Consider the following 20,982-nt stretch of genomic DNA (forward strand, 5'->3'; position numbering starts at 1 on the left):
CTTCCGGTTGGAGGCAAGATTTTGAGCCATTCTTAACATTCAGATGGCCCAAATACGCAGCTTGTACTCCGGCCAGGGCAAGACCCAAATTTACCCTTTGCAGAGGTGTCTGACTGTGACTCAGAAGCGACCGAAGCCCGCTGACTTTTTCAAGGACTGGAAAGCGCGTGAAGCGCTGGCGGAATCCATGATTCCGATGATTGGCAAGCTCAACCGGGAAAGTAATGTCGGCATTTATATGTACGGCAAGAACCTGGTGAACCGCTCCGTTCTCACCATTATGAAGGCACATCGTTTTGTGCGTCAGGTTGAGGAAAACGAGCTGTCTGAGTTTGAGACCTATCCAGTTCTCGAGGCGATCTGCAAACTCGACCTGGGCCCGGTGCATATCGACCTGGGTACCCTCACCAACAAATATATGCGCGACGAGCGCGGCCTGTCGATTGAAGACTTCGTGCGCGAAGAGCTTTCCGACGCCTCTGGCGCCCGCAAACCGCTGCCTGAGTCCCAGGATGTGGTGATCTACGGTTTCGGCCGTATTGGCCGCCTGGTAGCGCGCCTGCTGATCGAAAAGGCGGGTAGTGGCGATGTACTGCGCCTGCGTGCGATCGTACTGCGTAAAGGCAAGGCGGATAACGACCTGGTCAAGCGCGCCTCCCTGTTGCGTCGCGATTCCGTGCACGGCGCTTTCAACGGCACCATTCGTGTAGACGAAGAGACCAGCACGCTGATCTGCAACGGCAACGAAGTAAAGGTCATCTACGCGAACTCCCCGGAGGAAGTGGATTACACCGAGCACGGCATCAACAACGCCCTGATCGTCGACAGCACCGGCGTGTGGCGCGACGAAGCGGGCCTGTCCCAGCACCTGGAGTGCAAGGGTGCGTCCAAGGTGCTGCTCACGGCACCGGGCAAGGGTGACCTCAAGAACATCGTTTACGGTATCAACAACGGCGACATCAAGCCGGAAGACAAGATCCTGTCCGCGGCTTCGTGTACCACCAACGCCATCGTGCCGGTACTGAAGGCGATGATGGACAAGTTCGGGGTTGAGCACGGTCACGTAGAAACCGTACACGCCTACACCAACGACCAAAACCTGATCGACAACTACCACAAGGGTGAGCGCCGTGGTCGCTCTGCCGCCCTCAACATGGTGTTGACCGAGACTGGTGCTGCCAAGGCGGTATCCAAGGCGCTGCCGGAGTTGAAGGGCAAGCTGACCGGTAACGCGATTCGCGTACCGACCCCGAATGTGTCCATGGCGATCCTGAATCTGCGTCTGGGCAAGGAGACCACCAAGGAAGAGTTGAACGAGTACCTGCGCGATGTGGCGCTGCACTCGCCGCTGCGTCAGCAGATCGACTTCACTAACTCGCCGGAAGTGGTTTCCAGCGATTTTGTCGGCTCCCGTCGCGCCTGTGTGTTTGACTCAACGGCCACTATTGTCGAAGACGACAATGCGGTGCTCTACTGCTGGTACGACAACGAGTTCGGCTACAGCTGTCAGGTAGTGCGTTGTCTGGAGGATATGGCTGGCGTGCGTTACGAGCTGTTCCCAAAGAAGGACTGATCTCGACGCCTTAGTCAGAGGGGGTGATCTGCGTGATCACTGGTTGACCAGATTGATCCCGCGCCACCCCGGTCGCAATGGCCGGCGGTGGCGCCTCCAACTAAAGTCTTTGTTTTTTCAGCAAAAATTTCCTCATCTGGGGCCGATTTGACCCCATCTGCTCTGGTAAACCCCCTGTACGATCCTTATAATGCGCGCGATTTTGCGGGGCTGCTGTGTGCCGGGAAATCAACGCATAGACTGCGGGTTGCCAAGGCAATAGCAGTGCGTTGCTCCCGGACTCTGAGTCATTTCTTCATATTACCTGTGGTGCCGGCCGGCGATGCCCGTCGGGCTTAAGGCTGCTGATTAGTAGCTACTCTTTACAGAGTTCACCTCGAGGCTTGTGTCGGCTCAATTTGGCCTAAGCCCCCGCGCAACGGTTTCTTTTTACTCCGGGCTCAAAAGGCCCAGAAATTTTTAAAACCTACTAAATCTACCAACTTAGAACTTAGGCACAGGCGTATGAGAAAGATCCGTCGGGGATTGGATTTACCCATATCCGGCGCGCCCGAGCAGGTCATCCACGATGGCCCTGCAGCCAAGACTGTTGCGGTGGTTGGTCCCGATTACAACGGGATGAAGCCCACTATGGCAGTTGCGGAAGGGGATAGCGTCAAACTCGGACAATTGCTGTTCACTGACAAAAAGACGGACGGTGTACGCTATACCGCTCCGGCTGCGGGCCGCGTAGTCGCGGTTAACCGTGGCGTTCGTCGTGTACTGCAATCCGTAGTGATTGAAGTAGAAGGCGACGAAGCCGAGCAGTTTGCGAGCTACAGCGCTGACCAGCTGGCCAGCCTGACCGCAGAGCAGGTTCGCGAGAACCTTGTCGAGTCCGGTCTGTGGACCGCACTGCGTACCCGCCCGTACAGCAAAGTGCCGGCCCTGGACGCCGAGCCTTCTGCGCTCTTCATCAATGCGATGGATACCAATCCGCTGGCAGCCGACCCGGTTGTCGTGATTGCCGAGCAGCGTGAAGCATTTGCACAGGGTGTTGAAATCCTGTCCAAGCTGGCAGACAAGACCTTCGTCTGTACCGCTCCGGATGCCGATATTCCGGTACCGAGCGTTGCCACTGTTCAGCGCGAAGCCTTTGCTGGCCCGCACCCCGCTGGTCTGTCTGGTACCCACATCCACTTCCTGCACCCGGTTAAGCCCGGTCGTCAGGTATGGACCATCGGTTATCAGGACGTGATCGCGGTAGGTAAGCTGTTCGAAACCGGCAAGCTGTACGCCGATCGCGTTGTTGCCCTGGGTGGCCCGCGTGTAACCAAGCCGCGTCTTCTGCGCACTCGTCTGGGTGCCGATCTGACAGCGCTGGTCGCCGGTGAAACCGAAGGTGCTGACAACCGCGTAATCTCCGGTTCCGTATTCGGTGGTCGCACCGCGAACGGAACGCTGGGTTACCTGGGTCGTTACCACAACCAGGTGAGCGTGTTGGAAGAGGGCCGTGAGCGCCCGATGCTGCACTACTTCACGCCTGGTGCGAACCGTTTCTCTGTGCTGCCGATCTACGTCAGCAACTTCCTGAAAAACAAACTGTTCAACTTCACCACCAGTGCCAACGGCTCCGAGCGTGCCATGGTGCCGATCGGTGTTTACGAGCGTGTTATGCCGCTGAACGTCCTGCCGACCCAGCTTCTGCGTGCGCTGATCGTGGGTGATACCCAGGTAGCTCAGCAGCTGGGCGCCCTGGAACTGGACGAAGAAGATTTGGCCCTGTGTACCTTCGTGTGCCCGGGCAAGTATGAGTTTGGCCCCATCCTGCGGGACAACCTGACCCGTATTGAGAAGGAGGGCTAAGACATGTTGCGTAAATTTTTAGACTCCATCGAGCCGCACTTCCACAAGGGCGGTAAGTATGAAAAGTTCTACGCGCTGTACGAAGCCATTGATACTGGTTTGTTCCAGCCGGCTGACCGTACCAAGACCACCGCGCACGTGCGTGACGGTATTGACCTGAAGCGCATCATGATCACCGTGTGGGCCTGTGCCATGCTGGCGGCCTTCTTTGGCATGTGGAATATCGGCTACCAGGCCAATACCATCATCGCCAACAGCGGTGCGACTGAGTTCGAAGGCTGGCGCCACGCCATTATTGGCGCACTGACCAGCTACAACGCCGCAAGCATCTGGGACAACTTTGTCTACGGTGCCATGTACTTCCTGCCGATTTACCTGACGACGTTCATCGTTGGTGGTATCTGGGAAGTGTTGTTCGCTGCGGTACGTGGCCACGAAGTAAACGAAGGTTTCTTTGTTACTTCTATTCTGTTTGCTCTGACCTGTCCGCCAGACCTGCCTCTGTGGATGGTGGCCATGGGCATCAGCTTCGGTGTGGTAATTGGTAAGGAAGTATTCGGTGGTACCGGTAAAAACTTCCTCAACCCCGCACTGAGTGGTCGTGCATTCCTGTACTTCGCTTACCCGGCCTCCATGTCCGGTGACACTGTGTGGACCGCCGTAGACGGCTACACCGGCGCAACCGCGCTGTCTGTACTGGCGAGTGAAGGCGTGCAGAATGGCGTGATCAACGCTGCTGCTGGCCCTCTGACCTGGTGGGATGCCTTCTTCGGCAACATGCACGGTTCCATTGGTGAAACTTCCACCTTCGTCATCTTTATTGCCGGCGCCATTCTGCTGAGCATGCGCATTGCCAGCTGGCGTATCGTTGCCGGTACTCTGCTGGGCATGATGGCCACGTCCCTCATGTTCAACATGATTGGCTCCGAGACCAATGCCTTCTTCAATGTGCCCTGGTACTGGCACCTGGTTGTTGGTGGTTTCGCGTTTGGTCTGATGTTCATGACCACCGACCCGGTATCTGCAGCCATGACCAATGTTGGTCGCTGGTGGTACGGCATCCTGATCGGTGTGATGACTGTTCTGATTCGTGTTGTGAACCCAGCGTTCCCAGAAGGCATCATGCTGGCCATTCTGTTCGCGAACCTGTTCGCACCGCTGTTTGACCACTTCGTTGTGCAGTCCCATATCAAGCGGAGGTTGGCACGTGGCTAATAAAGATTCTGTAAAAGGTACTCTGCTGGTCGCGCTGGTACTGTGTATTGTCTGTTCCGTGGTGGTTTCCACCGCGGCAGTAATGCTCAAGCCCACGCAGAAGGCCAATGCCGAGCTGGATATGAAAAAGAACGTGTTGCTGGCTGGTGGCCTGATCACTCCTGATCAGACCAGCCGCAAGGCGATCGAAGAAGCCTTCGGCAACGTAACCATCAAGTACGTAGACCTGCGTACCGGCAAGTTCACTGACGAGGCTCCGGCCGGTGGCAGTGGTCGTGCTGCAGCGAAAGTCCCGAGCGCCAGTGAAAAACTGCCGGCCGATCAGGATGTCGCCAAAATTATCCGCCGCGAGAACATCAAAGAGGTGTATCTGGTGGAGGAAAATGGCGAGATGGAACGCATCATCCTGCCGGTTCGTGGTTATGGCCTGTGGGGTCAGCTCTACGGCTTCCTGGCCCTGGAAAAAGACCTCAACACCGTTGCCGGTCTGGGCTTCTACGAGCACAAAGAAACTCCTGGACTGGGTGGTGAAGTCGACAACCCGCGCTGGAAGTCTCAGTGGGAAGGTAAGGAAGTGTACGACGCCGATGGCGGCGTAGATATTTCCGTAATCAAAGGCAGTGTTGATCCGAACAGCCCGCAAGCTATCCACCAAGTGGACGGCCTGTCTGGTGCGACTCTGACCAGCAAAGGCGTCGACAACCTGGTCAAGTTCTGGCTTGGCAATGACGGTTTCGGTCCCTTCCTGAAACACCTGAAAGCAGGGGAGGCATAAGCATGAGCACCAAGTTGAAAGACACTCTGCTGGACCCGATTTTCAAAAATAACCCCATTACGCTGCAGATCCTTGGTATCTGTTCCGCACTGGCGGTAACCAGCTCGCTGCAAGTGACCCTGGTAATGTGTGTTGCGTTGACCACCGTTGTGGCCTTCTCCAACACCGCCGTGTCACTGATCCGTAAGCAGATCCCGAACAGCATCCGGATCATCGTGCAGATGACCGTGATTGCCTCTCTGGTAATTCTGGTTGACCAGGTATTGAAGGCATACGCCTACGATATCTCCAAGCAGCTCTCGGTATTCGTTGGTCTGATTATCACCAACTGTATCGTAATGGGCCGCGCCGAAGCCTTCGCCATGAAGCACGGTCCGAAGGACAGCTTCTTCGACGGTGTTGGTAACGGTCTGGGTTACAGTGTGATTCTGATTGGTCTGGCATTCATCCGTGAACTCTTTGGCGCGGGCAAACTGTTCGGTGTTGAAATCCTGCAAACCGTGAACAACGGTGGCTGGTACGTACCGAATGGCATGCTGCTGCTGCCGCCGAGTGCCTTCTTCCTGATTGGCCTATTTATCTGGGCGATCCGTGCCTGGAAGCCGGAGCAGGTAGAAGAGGATGAGTTCAAGATTGCGCCGAATTCCAAAATGCCTCTGGCGCAACAGGAGGCCTGATCGATGGAACATTTTATTTCTCTCATCATCCGCGCCGTTTTCGTAGAAAACATGGCGTTGGCCTTCTTCCTGGGGATGTGTACCTTCCTCGCGGTATCCAAGAAGGTTGAAGCGGCGATTGGCCTCGGTGTTGCGGTAATCGTAGTACTGACCATCACCGTTCCGGTGAATAACCTGATTTACACCTACCTGCTGAAAGACGGTGCGCTGGCCTGGGCTGGCTATCCGAATGTAGACCTGAGCTTCCTCGGTCTGCTGTCTTACATCGGCGTAATTGCAGCCCTGGTTCAGATCCTGGAAATGTTCCTGGATAAGTATGTACCGGCGCTGTACAACGCCCTGGGTGTATTCCTGCCGCTGATTACCGTGAACTGCGCCATCATGGGTGCGTCTCTGTTCATGGTGGAGCGCGAATACAATTTTGGTGAAAGTGTTGCCTACGGCTTCGGAGCAGGTCTTGGTTGGGCGCTGGCGATTGCAGCTCTGGCGGGTATCCGCGAGCGCATGAAGTACAGCGACGTACCGGACGGCCTGAAAGGCCTGGGTATCACCTTCATTACCGTTGGTCTCATGTCGCTGGGCTTCATGTCCTTCGGCGGCATCGACATCTAAGCGGGGAGGTTGAATAACATGGAATTAACGGATATCTATTTCGGCGTTGGCATGTTCACCGTCATCGTGATCGCGCTGGTAGCCATCATCCTGGTTGCCCGCTCACGTCTGGTGAACACCGGTGACGTCAACATCCTGGTAAACGGTGAGAAAACGCTCACCGTTCCTGCCGGTGGTAAATTGCTGCAGACCCTTGCGGCCAACAACCTGTTCCTGGCCTCCGCCTGTGGTGGCGGTGGTTCCTGCGCACAGTGTGTGTGTGTGGTTGAAGAGGGTGGTGGCGACATGCTGCCAACCGAAGCGGCACACTTCACCCCGCGCGAAGCGAAGGAAGGCAAGCGTCTGTCCTGTCAGGTTGCGGTTAAGCAGGACATGAAAATTGAAGTGCCTGAAGAGGTGTTTGGTGTAAAGCAGTGGGAATGCACTGTGGAATCCAACCCCAACGTGGCGACCTTCATTAAAGAGCTGACCCTGAAGCTGCCGGAAGGCGAGAACGTCGACTTCCGTGCGGGTGGTTACGTACAGCTGGAAGCGCCGCCCCATCACGTGAAATTCTCCGATTTCGAGATCGAAGAAGAGTACCGTGGCGACTGGGAGCACTTCGGCTTCTTTAACCTGGAGTCCAAGGTGACCGAGCCAGTGGTTCGCGCCTACTCCATGGCGAACTACCCGGAAGAAAAGGGCGTTGTTAAGTTCAACATCCGTATCGCAACTCCGCCGCCGCGTACCGAAGGTATTCCGCCGGGCCAGATGTCTTCCTACGTCTTCAACCTGAAGCCAGGTGACAAGATGCGAGTGTACGGTCCTTTCGGTGAGTTCTTCGCCAAAGAAACCGACAACGAAATGGTCTTCATCGGTGGTGGTGCCGGTATGGCGCCGATGCGTTCCCACATCTTCGACCAGCTGAAGCGTCTGCACTCCAGCCGCAAGATCAGCTTCTGGTACGGTGCGCGTTCCCTGCGCGAGATGTTCTACGAGGACGACTACAACGGTCTGCAGGAAGAGTTCGATAACTTCAAGTGGCACATCGCTCTGTCCGACCCGCAGCCGGAAGATAATTGGGAAGGCTACACAGGCTTCATCCACAACGTTGTGTATGAAAACTATCTGAAGGACCACCCGGCTCCGGAAGACTGTGAGTACTACATGTGTGGGCCGCCCATGATGAACGCGGCAGTGATCAACATGCTGAAAGATTTGGGCGTAGAGGATGAAAATATCCTGCTCGACGACTTCGGTGGTTGATCCAGCATGATTGGATGGAACAACACCTCCACAAAAACAGGGCCGATGTTTTCGGCCCTGTTTTTGTTTGTGCTCCTTGCGCTTGCGGGTTGCGCGGAGGAGAAAGCGGTCTGGAAACTTTCTGGCCCCACCATGGGCACCTTCTACCACATCACGGTGGTGGATGTGCCGGCGGGGGTAAACCAGGCAGAATTGCAGTCGGCAGTGGATGCAGAACTCGCCGCAGTGAATCAGGAAATGTCCACGTACATTCCCGATTCCGAATTGATGCGGGTGAACGGCGGGCCTGTGGCAGAGCCTATTGCGCTGTCGAAGAATCTGGCCCTGGTGATGCGCGACGCGCTGGAAATCTACCGCAATAGCGGCGGTGCCTTCGACGTCACGGTTGGACCGCTGGTCAACCTCTGGGGGTTTGGGCCGAGTCCAGAACCAGAGGCCGTGCCCGAAGCCGAGCAAATTGATGCATTGCGTGAGAAAATAGGCTCTGATGCTTTGCTGCTGGACGGTCAGGCACTGACCAGAAGCCGCCCGGTACAGATTGACCTGTCAGCCATAGCGAAAGGGCACGGCGTGGATCGCGTGGCCGATCTGCTGGTCCAAAAGGGTGTCCGCAACTTCCTCGTGGAGGTGGGTGGCGAATTGCGCACCGCCGGGGTTAACCCGGCAGGCAACACCTGGCGTATCGGTATCGAGCGGCCGTCAGCCGGTCAGGTCGTGCAGAAGCCGATCGCGGTAAGCGGCAAGGGTATTGCGACTTCCGGTGACTACCGCAATTACTACGAGCGGGACGGCAAGCGGTACTCGCACACGCTGGATCCGCGCACCGGACGCCCGGTCGAGCATCATTTGGCCTCGGTAACCGTCATTGCGGATACCAGCGCACTGGCCGACGGCTACGCCACAGCACTCAATGTGATGGGTGCGGAGGCTGCGTTAAAATTGGCGGAAGAGCTGCAACTAGCGGTTTTTCTGTTGGTAAAAACAGATTCTGGGTTTGAAGAGCGCGCCAGTAGTGCGTTCGCGCCCTATCTTGAGAGTCAGGAGAGGTAACCGTGACTATATATATTCTCGCGTTCGTCGTTGTGGCTTTGGTTATTACCGGTATGGCACTGGGTGCCATCGTACAAAATAAACCACTCAAGGGTTCCTGTGGTGGTTTGAACAATATCGGCATGAAAGAAAACTGCGATATCTGTGGTGGCGATGACGACGAGTGTGAAAAAGAGCAAGAGCGTCAGCGCCAGGCAGCGCTGAACAAGACCGCTGCTGCAGACTTCGCCTACGACGCCACAAGTAAGAGCGATCAGAAGTAAGGCGACCTGACGCGTAATCGGATGGAAAAGGGGGCTGCTGTTCCGCAGTGGCCCTAGGCATACACGAAAAAAATTAAGCAAAAGCTAAGAAAGTATTTCAATGGCAGTTTCTAAGTACGATCTGGTTGTGATTGGTTCGGGCCCCGCGGGTGAAGCGGCGGCCATGAGTGCGGCAAAGAAAGGCCTGCGCGCCGCAGTGATCGAGCGCCGTTCAGCGGTGGGTGGCAACTGTACCCACAAAGGTACCATTCCCTCAAAAGCCCTGCGTCACTCGGTAAAGCAACTGATGCGTTACAACACGCAGAGTGTTTTTCGCGCGCTGGGCGAGCCGCGCCGACTGACCTTCCCGCAGGTTATGCGTACCGTAAACAAGGTCATCAACTACCAGGTTGAGATGCACACCAGCTGCTATGCGCGCAACCGTGTAGACCTGATTTCTGGTGAAGCCAAGTTCCTGGATGAGAACCGTGTGGAAGTGCAGCTTGCCGACGGTGCCAAGGAAATTATCACTTCCGAGAAGTTTGTGGTTGCCACGGGTTCTCGTCCGTATCGTCCCGCGGATGTCGACTTCGGTCACCCGCGTATTTATGACAGCGATACCATCCTGGATATGGAGCACACCCCGCAGGCGATCATCATCTATGGTGCCGGTGTGATTGGCTGTGAGTACGCATCGATTTTTGCCGGGCTGGGCGTCAAGGTTGACCTGATTAACAGCCGTGAGCACCTGCTTGAATTTCTCGACGATGAAATCTCCGATGCCCTGAGCTACCACCTGCGCGACATGGGCGTCACCGTGCGCCACCGTGAAGAGTACGCCAAGGTTACCGGTAGCAACCGCGGTGTCGTGATGGAAATGCAGTCCGGCAAGAAAATTTCTGCCGATGCGCTGCTGTGGTGTAACGGCCGTTCCGGCAACACTTCAGGGCTCGGTCTCGAAAACGTCGGTCTGGAAGCGAACCACCGCGGCCAGCTCTCCGTGGATGAGCACTACTGCACCGCCGTGGAAAATATCTTCGCCGTGGGTGATGTTATTGGCTGGCCAAGCCTGGCATCCGCGTCTTACGACCAGGGTAGAGCGGTTGCGGCGGCCATCGTTGGGCGCGGCCACCGGGTTATCGAAGATGCGCCAACGGGTATCTACACACTGCCGGAGATTTCCTCCGTTGGTAAAACCGAATCCGAGCTGACCAATGCCAAGGTGCCGTACGAAGTAGGTCGCGCACTGTTCAAGCACACCGCCCGTGCACAGATTTCCGGTGAGCGTGTGGGCATGCTGAAGATTCTGTTCCATATCGAAACCCACGAGATTCTGGGCATCCATTGCTTTGGCGCGGAAGCTGCGGAAATCGTGCATATCGGTCAGGCGATCATGAAGCAGCCGGCACCGAACAACAGCATCGATTTCTTCGTGAACACCACGTTTAACTATCCGACCATGGCAGAAGCGTACCGCAGTGCAGCCCTGGATGGACTTAACCGAGTAATGCGCCTGTGACGGAACCATCCCCCGCGGAGTTTCGAGGTCTGGTAGAAGGCATCTTTGAACAGGTGCCGTTTGTGCGTGAAATTGGTCTGGCGCTGCATGATTTTAATTTTGCGGAGCAGACCCTTTCCGGAAGGTTCGTCACCAAGCCCGAGCTGATCGGCAACCACTTCCAGAATATTCTGCACGGTGGTGTGATCGCCACGGCGCTGGATACGGTCGGTGGTTTTACCGCGATGGTAGCTGCGTATCAGCGTATGGGCGGGGCGATTGACTGGGATGAAAAGGTTCAGCGTTTGATGCGGCTCGGTACCGTGGATATGCGGGTGGATTATCTCAAGCCTGGTCGCGGGCAAGAGTTTATCTGCGAGGGATCCGTTTTGCGGGTCGGCAACAAACTGGTAGTGACGCGCATGGAGCTGTGCAATGAACAGGAAGAGCTAATTGCCACGGGCACAGCGACCTTCCTGTACTAGTACGTTTGGCCGCCACTTGTGGGCATAAAAAAACGCGCTGACGTAACGTGAGCGCGTTTTTTTATGCCTGCTTGTTGCGGCCTCGGCGTAACTACCGGGGCCTGCAGGACGGGATTAGCTGCCGTGCTTCTTGGCCACGGTATGCAGCACAACGTCGTGCTCGAAGTAGACGAAAAAGTCTGCGTACTCCCAGCGGGTGATGGCTGGCTCGCCAACAGGGCCCTGAATATTGATCGGCTCGCCAATTTCCTGAGTGACCTGTTCCTGCTTCTTGCCGCGCAATTGGCCAGCTTCCGCCACGTAGCCCTGTTCGCCTACGGGCACCTCAACGGTCTCAGCCTGTGTGAATGCGGCGGTGAAGAGTGCTGCGCCCGCCAGACCGGCGAAGCATACGTTGCGCATCAGGTTTTGCATTTTGGTGGTTGAGAACATGTTGGGCTCTCCGCTCTACTTATTTGAGTTGTTATGAATTAAACCAGATATTGTGCCGAAACACGCGGCTTTCTTCACATTATTCTTCACGCTTTCTCGCGCCCGCATTCTTTCCGGCAACCCTCAGCCGCTTCCACGGTTTATCCCAGCGTGGTTCCCAGCATCAGTACCTAAGAACGGCGGCCCAGTCGGCGCAATTTACCGCCCGTGTGCTAGGCTAATTCTTGATCAAGGATAACCGGACAGTCACGGATGCGGCTCGGGCATTTTCTCTGCACAGGTGGTCTGCTAGTCGGCACAACGTTTTTTGCGCTGTCGCTGACACCCTCACTGATTCCGCGGGAAGGTGTCACCCAGGGGGTCATTTCCGGCGCTGCACTCGCAGCGGGCTATGGCATAGGGGTACTTCTCACCTGGCTGTGGAAGTTTCTGGAGTTACCCGCGGTATCCGAGCCTGCGCGCGGCCGTTTGCGCTGGGGAATTGGCGCCTTGAGCATATTGCTGGCGCTTGGGTTCCTGTGGCGGGCCGCCCACTGGCAGAACACCGTACGCGAGTTGATGGGGCTTGAGGTCGCGCCCACCGTGCGGCCGTTCGTGATCGCCATCGTGGCGATCCTGTTGTTTGCGTTCTTGCTCGCGATCGCCAAGCTGTTCAAGCGGTTATTCCGCTTTCTCTCCACCAAGTTTCAGCGCCGGGTTCCCCGTCGAATCGCCACTATTCTTGCGCTGTGCGGTGCCTTTGCCCTGTTCTGGGCAGTATTCAATAATCTGGTGCTCACCGCCGCACTGCATCAGGTGGACCGCATCTACCAGCGCCTGGATACCCGCGTGGCGCCGGAAATGGATGCGCCCACCGGCAAGCTGGACCCGGGCGGGCCGGATTCTCTGGTGCGCTGGCAAGACATGGGGCACCAGGGTCGGCGCTATCTCACGTTGCGCCCGAAAGCGAAAGACATTGCCGAGGTCACCGGCACCGCCAAAGACCCGATCCGTGTCTATGTGGGGCTGAACGCCGCGAATACTCCGGAGCAGAGGGCCAAGCTCGCGTTGGAGGAGCTGAAGCGGGTCGGGGGCTTCGAGCGCAGCTACCTGCTGCTGATTACGCCCACCGGTACCGGCTGGGTAGACCCGGGCGCAATCAACTCGCTCGAATACCTGCTGGGTGGGGATGTCGCCAGCGTCGCGGCCCAGTATTCCTACCTGCCGAGCCCCATCGCATTGATGACGCAGGATGCCTATGGGCGGGAGACCGCAAGGGCGGCCTTTGAGGAGGTATACCGCTACTGGAGCGGGCTGCCGGAGGGAAGCCGCCCGAGGTTGTACCTGTTTGGGTTGAGCCTCGGTGCACTGAACTCCGACCGCTCGTTCGACTTCTACGATATTATTGACGATCCCTTCCACGGCGCACTGTGGACCGGGCCGCCGTTTCGCAGTGATACCTGGCGCATGGTCACCGCTGAACGCGATGAGGGCTCGCCCGCCTGGCTGCCCCAATTCCGCGAGGGCGCAGTGGTGCGCTTTGGCAACCATTACGAGGGCTACGACCTCAGCAAGATGGAATGGGGCAACTTCCGCATCGCCTATTTACAACACGGCAGTGACCCGATTGTCTTCTTTGACCCGGCCGCGGCCTACCGGGAGCCGGACTGGATGAAACAGCCGCGCGCACGGGATGTCTCCCCGGACCTCAACTGGTACCCGATTGTGACCATGCTGCAGCTCGCCATGGACATGCATGCGGGGGTCGCGCCCATGGGTTTCGGCCACAGCTATGCACCGGCGGACTATGTGCGCGCCTGGCACGCGTTGATTGCGCCGCCGGGGTGGGACGAAGCCAAGCTCGAGAAACTGAATAAACAATTGCTGAAATGGAATCCTCGCTGAGCTTTGCCGTCTAAGCCTGTGATGCTCCCGGCACTATGCATGTAAATACTTGGATTTCTTGGCGTTTTTCCGCTTAAATCACCGTCATGATAAAACCCGTCCCCCTCTATATTGGCCTTCGTTACGTGGCCGCCCGCCGACGTCAGCAGTTCATCTCCTTTATCAATGGCTTCTCCCTGTTGGGAATGGCTTTGGGAGTATTGGCGTTGATTGTGGTTACATCGGTGATGAACGGCTTCGATCGTGAGCTGAAAACCCGCATTCTGTCTGTCGTGCCCCACGGTTTTGTCGTGCAGGAAGACGGCCTGCAGGAATGGCCCACTGTCGCGGATCAGCTCAAGCAGCAGCCGCATGTGCAGGCGGCCAGCCCATTTGTGCGCGGCTTCGCCTTGCTCGGCGCAAACAACCAATCCCAGGGCGTGGAGTTCCAGGGCGTTGACCCTCAGGCTTTGCGCGAAGTCTCTGCGGTGGGCGAGCACATGATGATGGGCAGCCTGGATGCGCTCGAATCCCGCAGCTACAACATCGTGCTTGGGCGGATTCTCGCCCGCCAGCTGGGTGTGATTCCCGGTGACAGCGTCATTCTCACCCTGCCAGAAGTGGTGATTACACCCGCCGGCATCTTTCCCCGCACCAAACGCTTTACCGTGGCCGGCGTCTTCTCCGTGGGGGCGCAGGTCGATCAGAACATGGCGTTGATGCATCTGGACGATGCCGCGCGCCTGCTGCGCATGCGGGGCAAAGTGCAGGGGCTGCAGCTGAAGTTTGATGACATGAACAATGCCCTCGGGCGGGTAGAGGGCTACGCCAGTGCGCTGGGCGAAGGCTTCTCCGGTGAGGACTGGAGCCACTCCCAGGGCAGCCTGTTCCAGGCGGTAAAAATGGAAAAAACCGTGGTTACCCTGATGCTGATGATCATCGTCGCGGTCGCTGCATTCAATATTGTTTCCGCGCTGGTGCTGATGGTTGCCGATAAGCGCTCGGACATTGCCGTGCTGCGCACCCTCGGGTTGACCTCGCGGCAGATCATGGCCGTGTTCGTGGTGCAGGGCAGTGCCATCGGTATTATTGGTGCGCTGGTCGGCGGTCTGTTGGGCACGCTGATCGCGCTGAACCTGACCGATCTGGTCTCGTGGATTGAACAGCTAGTGGGTGCACAGATTTTCGATCCGCGGGTGTTTTTTGTCAGCTTCCTACCGTCGGAATTTCGCACCGGCGATGCGGTAATGGTATTGAGTGCGGCCATTATTATGAGCCTGCTGGCGACCTTGTTCCCGGCGTGGCGGGCCGCGCAAATCGAGCCGGCAGAAGCGCTGCGCTACGAATAAGTGGATATGAATAGAGCGTTTAAAAAGAGCGCGATAAACAACTCGATCGATAATTAGAGTTTTCAGTTTTTCATCCGGCGGATGCACATTTTGCCTCCGCCAAACGGAACCGGTAAAAATGAACAGCCAAGTGGAAATACATCCGGAAGAATCGCACCCGCACACCGCCGAAGAAGTGGTGCTTGCCTGCCATCAGCTCACGAAATCCTATCGTCAGGGTGCCAATGAATTGAACGTATTGCGCAACGTTGAGTTGCAGGTGCCGAAAGGCGAGCGCCTGGCGATTGTCGGTGCGTCTGGTTCAGGCAAGTCGACCCTGCTGAATCTCCTCGGCGGGCTGGATACACCGACCTCTGGCGAAGTCTGGGTCGGTGGCAAAAACCTGGCCAAGCTCAATGCCAATGAGCGGGGCTGGCTGCGCAATTCCAGCCTGGGTTTTGTATACCAGTTTCACCATCTGCTGAACGAGTTCAACGCGCTGGAAAATGTTGCCATGCCCTTGCTGATCGGCAAGCAGTCGGTGGCAGAAGCGCGTGCGGCCGCAACCGAAATGCTCGAGGCGGTCGGTTTGGGCGAGCGCCTCACGCATAAGCCCGCGCAACTGTCTGGCGGTGAGCGCCAGCGCGTGGCCATTGCTCGCGCCTTGGTTGCACGTCCGGCCTGTGTGCTGATGGACGAGCCAACCGGTAACCTGGACCGCGCGACCGCGCAGGAAATTCACAAGCTGATGGACCGCCTCAACGACGAGATGGGTATCAGCTTTGTTATTGTTACCCACGATCCGGATCTCGCAGGCGCGCTTGACCGTTGCCTGCATTTGATTGACGGGCAGCTGGTGGAAGGCTGGCAACAGGGCGACCACGTATAACGTGGCGGTTGCTTAGGAATCACTATGTTTAAACCTTTACCCGCGTTTATTGGCCTGCGTTACGCCGGCGCCCAGCGCAGTGACGAAGACTCCGCCGGGCTGGTGTCGTTTATCTCCGGCCTTTCCATGATCGGCCTGATCCTCGGTGTCGCGCTGATGGTCATCGTGATGTCGGTCATGAACGGCTTCGACCGCGAATTGCGCGAACGGATTCTCGGCATCATGCCGCACGCCACCGTGTACAACGCCAACCCCGATATCGACTGGACCACAGTACGCGACGAAATCGCGGCTGCACCGGGTATCACCGCCGCCGCCGAAGTGTGGCAGGTCAATGGCCTGGCCAAAAACGGTTTGGATGTAACGCCGTTACTCGTGCAGGGCGTGAATCCAGAAACCATCGTGAACGTTTCCACCATTGGTGATTTCCTGCAGCCCGGTAGTTTCGCCGCGCTGACCAGCGACCCAGTGGAGGCGGGCATTATTCTCGGCAAGGGCATCGCCGACAAACTCGAGATCAGTGTTGGCGAGCAGCTTTCCGTCATCGTGCCGCAGAGCGGCAACAGCATTGGGGGAGGGCGCAGTGCCGCCCAGCTCGCCGGCTTTAAAGTGGTGGATATTTTCCATTCCGGCACCGCACTCGACCACTCACTGGCGATTGTCGATTGGGAACAGGCGAAAGCGTTAGCCGGCGGCGCCGGTGGTGCCGGCGTGCAGATGCGCGTAGAGGATATGCTCGGTTCATTCGCCATATTCCAGCAATTGTTGCGACAGCTGCCGGGAGAGGGCTATTACGGCAACGACTGGACCGGCACCCACGGCAATTTGTACCAGGCTATTCAGATGTCCCGTAATCTGGTGAGTCTGCTGGTCTTTCTGATTATCGCGATTGCGGCTTTCAACGTGGTGTCCACGCTGGTAATGGTGGTGATCGACAAGCACGGCGACATCGCCATTCTGCGCACCATGGGCGCGAGCACCCGCGAAATTCTGCTGACGTTTGTCAGCCAGGGCGCACTGGTGGGCCTCATCGGCGTCTTGGTGGGAGGCGCACTCGGTGTGCTTGGCTCGCTGGTGGTCACCGATGCGGTGGCTGGCCTGGAATCGTTATTCGGTATCCAATTTCTGAAATCGGACGTCTACCCGGTAGATTACCTGCCGTCTGAATTGCAGTGGGGTGATGTGGCGCTGGTGGTGGGGGCAGGGTTCCTGCTCAGCCTGATCGCAACCTTGTATCCGGCGTATCAGGCGAGCAAGGTGCAGCCAGCGGCTGCGCTGCGGCAAGACTTCTAAGCTGCCGCGTATTCTTCCTTTCGGCTCGGTTCTTTCGACGGGTTCTTACGAATCAGAATCTTGCGCTGGCTCAGCTGTTTCCCAGCTGGGCCTTGCGCTGCGCCAGCCGCGTTTTCCAACGCTTCACCACCTGCCAGCGCCAGATTGCCTGCATGACGAAGTAGGCGATGGTGGCAAAGAAAATTCCACTAATCAGTGAGCCGAAGAACAGCGGCAGCCAGATTTTCCCTACCTCTTGTGTAAGCCATTCCCACGATAGCTCGATCTCAAACTGCACCGGCGGCGTGCCGAGCATCCAGGCACCCAGCTTATAGGTGCTGTAAAAAATCGCCGGCATGGTGACTGGGTTACTGATCCAGACCAGGGCCACGGAAAGAGGGAGGTTGCAGCGAAACCACAGCGCCAGCAGCGCCGCGATAATCATCTGCCCGGGCAGCGGCAGGAAGGCGGTAAAGACTCCCACCGCAAAAGCCACGGAAACCGAGTGGCGGTTCAGGTGGAAAAGGTTGGGGTCGTGTAGCAGAGTACCGAGAAACTTCAGGCCGTTGTTGGAGCGGACCTGTTCGGGAGTTGGCAGCCAGCGCCTGATAACACTTTTAGGCATATATGTTGTTCTGCTCGAAGCTCTCGAATTCGGTATGGATTGCCGGCTTGGCAACCTGCAAATGGGGCGTACATCAATACTATTTTGCCGACACTCTAAGAATAGATTGGCCTGTCAGGATTTCTTTGAACCCGTACCAAGTCAGCGCGGCGCTATTATGCCCATATCGCTATTTCAAGACTACTATTCCGGCCACGCACCGCCGCAACTAAGCAACCTGAGGCCCCGTGGGACCGGGTGCCGTCCTTATTCAACCAGATATCATTATTTTGACCTGATATGACCGTGTGGTCAGCAATATTGGGCTATGTGTTGACATAATTAGCCCTTGACGGCAAAAAATTGGCCAAATATCCTTTCCCACACTAAAAAGTGTCGACAATCTTGATTTCGAGTATTGCAGGCACACACCAGATGGAAAGATTGGGTTAGAAAATGGCCAATACGGAACAGGTGACAAAAGCGGGCGAAAAAGCGCTGCAGGGTACGCAGAGTCTGGCCGACCGCCTGTTTCTTTCCCTGCGCAAAGATATCGTCGAAGGCCGCATGGCCGCTGGCAGCAAAATCAGCGAGCCGGAGTTGGCTCGCCGCTTTGACGCCAGCCGTGGCAGCCTGCGCGAAGCACTGATGCGGCTGGATTCCCTGGGGCTAATCGAGCGGAAGGTGAATGTTGGCGCCCGTGTGGTGGAGTTGAGTGGCCGCGGCCTGCTGGAACTCTACGACGTGCGCGAAGCGCTGGAAGGCATGGCTTGCCGCCTGGCCGCCGAGAATCGTTCAGACGCCGACCTCGCCGAACTCCGCCAGATGCTGGAGCGCCACCAACAGCAGGAAGAACTGCAGGCGGGCACCGCCTACTACCAGCCGGAAGGGGACTTCGATTTCCACTTCCGCATCGTGCAGGCCTCCAACAACGAACTCCTGATCGACACCCTGTGCAACAAACTCTATTACCGCGTGCGCATGTACCGCTATCAGCTGGGTATGGCCAGCCCACGCGCGCACCGCGCCTTCCGCGAGCACAGCCACATTATTGAAGCCATTGAGGCCGGCGACGGCGAACTGGCAGAAATCCTGATGCGCCGGCATATCCGCGCATCCCGCAGCAATATCGCAAAGAAACTATCTAATACCTAGCTAACACCGAATCTTGAGAGAAAAGAGAACAGGGGCAACCTAATGAGCAGACCTGAATCCGCCGGCGCACGTTTCCGCCAGGCACTGAACGACAACCAGCCACTGCAGGTTGTCGGCACCATCAATGCCTACACCGCCATCATGGCCGAGCGCATCGGCCACAAGGCGATTTACCTGTCCGGCGCCGGTGTGGCCAATGCCTCCTACGGTCTGCCAGACCTGGGTATGACCAGCCTGGATAACGTGCTGGAAGACGTGCGTCGCATTACCGCCGCCTCCAGCCTGCCGCTGTTGGTGGATATCGACACCGGCTGGGGTGGCGCCTTCAATATTGCCCGCACTGTGAAAGAAATGATCCGTGCCGGCGCGGCTGCCGTGCACATCGAAGACCAGGTTGCCCAGAAGCGCTGCGGCCACCGTCCGAACAAAGAAATCGTATCCAAAGAAGAAATGGTCGACCGCATCAAGGCTGCCGTAGATGCACGCACCGACGATGATTTCTTCATCATGGCGCGTACCGATTCGTTCGCACAGGAAGGCCTGGAAGCCGCCATCGACCGCGCCCAGGCGTGCATCGAAGCCGGTGCCGACGGCATCTTCGCCGAAGCGGTAACTGAACTGGAACACTACCGCGCGTTCAAAGATGCGCTGAACGTACCGATTCTCGCCAACATCACCGAGTTCGGTAAAACCAAGCTATATAACAAGCAGGAGCTGGGTGAGTCCGGTGCCGACATGGTGCTGTACCCGCTGTCTGCGTTCCGCGCCATGAACAAGGCGGCCGAGAATGTGTACAGCAGCATTCTGGCAAATGGCGACCAGCAGGCCGTGGTCGACACCATGCAGACCCGCGCAGAACTGTACGACTACCTGAACTACCACGAGTTTGAAGACAAGCTCGACGCGCTATTCAAGAAGTAAGCACACAACAAGCAACAACGACGTAACCCAAATTTCATCTAACCGAATAATCAGGAAAACTAGGGGAAATAGAGATGGCAGAGAAAAAAGTTGGCGGAGCAGGCCTGCGTGGTCAGGTAGCCGGTAAAACTGCACTTTCCACCGTTGGTGTATCCGGTTCTGGCCTCACGTACTGTGGCTACGATGTAAAAGACCTGGCAGAAAACTGCGAGTTCGAAGAAGTCGCCTATCTAATTTTTAATGGAGAACTGCCCACCAGTGCACAGCTGGCAGACTACAAAGGCGTACTCAAAACCATGCGCGGCCTGCCGCAGGCCCTGCGCGAAGTACTCGAGCGCATTCCCGCAGACGCTCACCCAATGGACGTCATGCGTACCGGTTGCTCCATGCTGGGTAACCTCGAAGGCGAAGAGTCCTTCGACCAGCAACAAGACCGCGCCAACCGCTTGCTGGCCGCGTTCCCGTCCATTATTTGTTACTGGTACCGCTTCAGCCACGATGGCGTGCGCATCGAAACCGAAACCGATGACGATTCCATCGGCGGTCACTTCCTGCACATGCTGCGCGGCGAAAAGCCCAATGAGCTGCACGCACAGGTGATGAACGTATCCCTGATCCTGTACGCAGAGCACGAATTCAACGCGTCCACCTTCACCGCACGCGTGTGTGCTTCTACCTTGTCCGACCTGTTCAGCTGCATCACCGGCGCCATCGGCTCCCTGCGCGGCCCGCTGCACGGTGGCGCCAACGAAGCAGCCATGGAACTGATCGAGCGTTTCTCTTCTGCCGACGAAGCAGAAAAAGAACTGCTGGGCATGCTCGAGCGCAAAGAAAAAATCATGGGCTTCGGCCACGCGGTATACACCGAATCCGACCCGCGCAACGGCATCATCAAGCTGTGGTCTGAAAAGCTCGCCGCCGACGTGGGCGACGACGTACTGTATCCGGTATCCGTACGCTGCGAAGAAGTCATGTGGCGCGAGAAGAAGCTGTTCTGTAACGCCGACTTCTTCCACGCATCCGCGTATCACTTCATGGGTATTCCCACCAAGCTGTTTACCCCGATCTTCGTAATGTCCCGCGTAACCGGCTGGGCCGCGCACGTATTTGAACAGCGCGCCGACAACCGCATCATCCGCCCAAGCGCGGAATACACAGGCCCAGAGCTGCGCAAAGTTACCCCGATCGCTGAGCGCTAAGGAACCATTGAATAACTACTGCGCGGGCGCCTGGCGGCGTCCGCTCGCTACATTATTCAAAGGTTCCTACACAATATGATGCGAAGGCACTGATGTCGGGTA

At 57.1% G+C, this 20,982-nt stretch carries 20 protein-coding genes; 18 read left to right on the top strand and 2 right to left on the bottom strand.

Translation table 11 applies throughout. The features are described from left to right. The first annotated feature begins 109 nt into the window (after nt 1–109). The 11 genes from LCM31_RS12190 (at nt 110) to LCM31_RS12240 (ending at nt 11,217) form a co-directional block, all read left to right on the top strand. Nucleotides 110–1,573, top strand: coding sequence for a glyceraldehyde-3-phosphate dehydrogenase (locus LCM31_RS12190; RefSeq protein WP_224870679.1), 1,464 nt, complete (start codon nt 110–112; stop codon nt 1,571–1,573). Nucleotides 1,574–2,077: 504 nt separating this feature from the next. After that, nucleotides 2,078–3,418 (top strand): Na(+)-translocating NADH-quinone reductase subunit A, encoded by a 1,341-nt coding sequence (locus LCM31_RS12195; protein ID WP_224870458.1) that lies wholly within the window; start codon nt 2,078–2,080, stop codon nt 3,416–3,418. 3 nt (nt 3,419–3,421) lie between these two features. After that, complete coding sequence (locus LCM31_RS12200; RefSeq protein WP_222227992.1) at nt 3,422–4,633, top strand: NADH:ubiquinone reductase (Na(+)-transporting) subunit B; 1,212 nt, start codon at nt 3,422–3,424, stop codon at nt 4,631–4,633. Continuing rightward, the gene (locus LCM31_RS12205; protein ID WP_224870460.1) at nt 4,626–5,408 is read left to right on the top strand and encodes a Na(+)-translocating NADH-quinone reductase subunit C; all 783 of its coding nucleotides are present in this window, start codon (nt 4,626–4,628) and stop codon (nt 5,406–5,408) included. Before LCM31_RS12200 ends, LCM31_RS12205 begins: the two co-directional genes overlap by 8 nt. Before the next feature lie 2 nt (nt 5,409–5,410). Further along, the gene (locus LCM31_RS12210; RefSeq protein ID WP_077403095.1) at nt 5,411–6,085 is read left to right on the top strand and encodes an NADH:ubiquinone reductase (Na(+)-transporting) subunit D; all 675 of its coding nucleotides are present in this window, start codon (nt 5,411–5,413) and stop codon (nt 6,083–6,085) included. Nucleotides 6,086–6,088: 3 nt separating this feature from the next. Further along, the gene (gene nqrE / locus LCM31_RS12215; protein ID WP_077403098.1) at nt 6,089–6,697 is read left to right on the top strand and encodes an NADH:ubiquinone reductase (Na(+)-transporting) subunit E; all 609 of its coding nucleotides are present in this window, start codon (nt 6,089–6,091) and stop codon (nt 6,695–6,697) included. Nucleotides 6,698–6,715: 18 nt separating this feature from the next. Beyond that, nucleotides 6,716–7,942, top strand: coding sequence for an NADH:ubiquinone reductase (Na(+)-transporting) subunit F (nqrF, locus tag LCM31_RS12220; RefSeq protein ID WP_224870461.1), 1,227 nt, complete (start codon nt 6,716–6,718; stop codon nt 7,940–7,942). 45 nt (nt 7,943–7,987) lie between these two features. Further along, nucleotides 7,988–8,992: an FAD:protein FMN transferase gene (locus tag LCM31_RS12225; RefSeq protein WP_224870463.1), complete on the top strand. Its 1,005-nt coding sequence runs from the start codon at nt 7,988–7,990 to the stop codon at nt 8,990–8,992. Nucleotides 8,993–8,994: 2 nt separating this feature from the next. Then, complete coding sequence (gene nqrM / locus LCM31_RS12230; RefSeq protein WP_224870465.1) at nt 8,995–9,255, top strand: (Na+)-NQR maturation NqrM; 261 nt, start codon at nt 8,995–8,997, stop codon at nt 9,253–9,255. 100 nt (nt 9,256–9,355) lie between these two features. Further along, on the top strand, nt 9,356–10,753 hold the full coding sequence (gene sthA / locus LCM31_RS12235) for a Si-specific NAD(P)(+) transhydrogenase (RefSeq protein WP_224870467.1): 1,398 nt from the start codon (nt 9,356–9,358) through the stop codon (nt 10,751–10,753). Beyond that, on the top strand, nt 10,750–11,217 hold the full coding sequence (locus LCM31_RS12240; RefSeq protein WP_224870469.1) for a thioesterase family protein: 468 nt from the start codon (nt 10,750–10,752) through the stop codon (nt 11,215–11,217). Before sthA ends, LCM31_RS12240 begins: the two co-directional genes overlap by 4 nt. A 114-nt stretch (nt 11,218–11,331) precedes the next feature. On the opposite strand, the gene LCM31_RS12245 is transcribed toward LCM31_RS12240, so the two are convergent. After that, nucleotides 11,332–11,649, bottom strand: a complete 318-nt coding sequence (locus LCM31_RS12245; protein WP_222228005.1) for a hypothetical protein — start codon at nt 11,647–11,649, stop codon at nt 11,332–11,334. Between the two features lie 252 nt (nt 11,650–11,901). On the opposite strand from LCM31_RS12245, the gene LCM31_RS12250 reads away from it, so the two are divergent. The 4 genes from LCM31_RS12250 (at nt 11,902) to LCM31_RS12265 (ending at nt 17,022) form a co-directional block, all read left to right on the top strand. After that, complete coding sequence (locus LCM31_RS12250) at nt 11,902–13,533, top strand: alpha/beta hydrolase (RefSeq protein WP_224870471.1); 1,632 nt, start codon at nt 11,902–11,904, stop codon at nt 13,531–13,533. Nucleotides 13,534–13,619: 86 nt separating this feature from the next. Beyond that, entirely contained in the window at nt 13,620–14,861 is a 1,242-nt protein-coding gene (locus LCM31_RS12255; RefSeq protein ID WP_224870473.1) for a lipoprotein-releasing ABC transporter permease subunit, read from the top strand. A 118-nt stretch (nt 14,862–14,979) separates the two neighbouring features. Further along, entirely contained in the window at nt 14,980–15,729 is a 750-nt protein-coding gene (lolD, locus tag LCM31_RS12260) for a lipoprotein-releasing ABC transporter ATP-binding protein LolD (RefSeq protein WP_224870475.1), read from the top strand. Nucleotides 15,730–15,753: 24 nt separating this feature from the next. Then, nucleotides 15,754–17,022, top strand: a complete 1,269-nt coding sequence (locus LCM31_RS12265) for a lipoprotein-releasing ABC transporter permease subunit (RefSeq protein WP_224870477.1) — start codon at nt 15,754–15,756, stop codon at nt 17,020–17,022. Between the two features lie 70 nt (nt 17,023–17,092). Here LCM31_RS12265 and LCM31_RS12270 read toward each other — a convergent pair whose 3' ends face one another. Continuing rightward, nucleotides 17,093–17,626, bottom strand: coding sequence for a DUF2062 domain-containing protein (locus tag LCM31_RS12270; RefSeq protein WP_224870479.1), 534 nt, complete (start codon nt 17,624–17,626; stop codon nt 17,093–17,095). Between the two features lie 435 nt (nt 17,627–18,061). Here LCM31_RS12270 and LCM31_RS12275 point away from each other — a divergent pair, with 435 nt between their 5' ends. The 3 genes from LCM31_RS12275 to prpC all read left to right on the top strand — a co-directional run bounded on the left by LCM31_RS12275 (nt 18,062) and on the right by prpC (nt 20,880). Beyond that, nucleotides 18,062–18,760, top strand: coding sequence for a GntR family transcriptional regulator (locus LCM31_RS12275; protein ID WP_224870481.1), 699 nt, complete (start codon nt 18,062–18,064; stop codon nt 18,758–18,760). 42 nt (nt 18,761–18,802) lie between these two features. Next, nucleotides 18,803–19,681, top strand: a complete 879-nt coding sequence (prpB, locus tag LCM31_RS12280; protein WP_224870483.1) for a methylisocitrate lyase — start codon at nt 18,803–18,805, stop codon at nt 19,679–19,681. Nucleotides 19,682–19,755: 74 nt separating this feature from the next. Further along, on the top strand, nt 19,756–20,880 hold the full coding sequence (gene prpC / locus LCM31_RS12285) for a bifunctional 2-methylcitrate synthase/citrate synthase (RefSeq protein ID WP_224870484.1): 1,125 nt from the start codon (nt 19,756–19,758) through the stop codon (nt 20,878–20,880). Nucleotides 20,881–20,982: the final 102 nt, after the last annotated feature.

Source organism: Microbulbifer agarilyticus (assembly GCF_020171345.1).
Classification (GTDB): Bacteria; Pseudomonadota; Gammaproteobacteria; order Pseudomonadales; family Cellvibrionaceae; genus Microbulbifer; species Microbulbifer agarilyticus_D.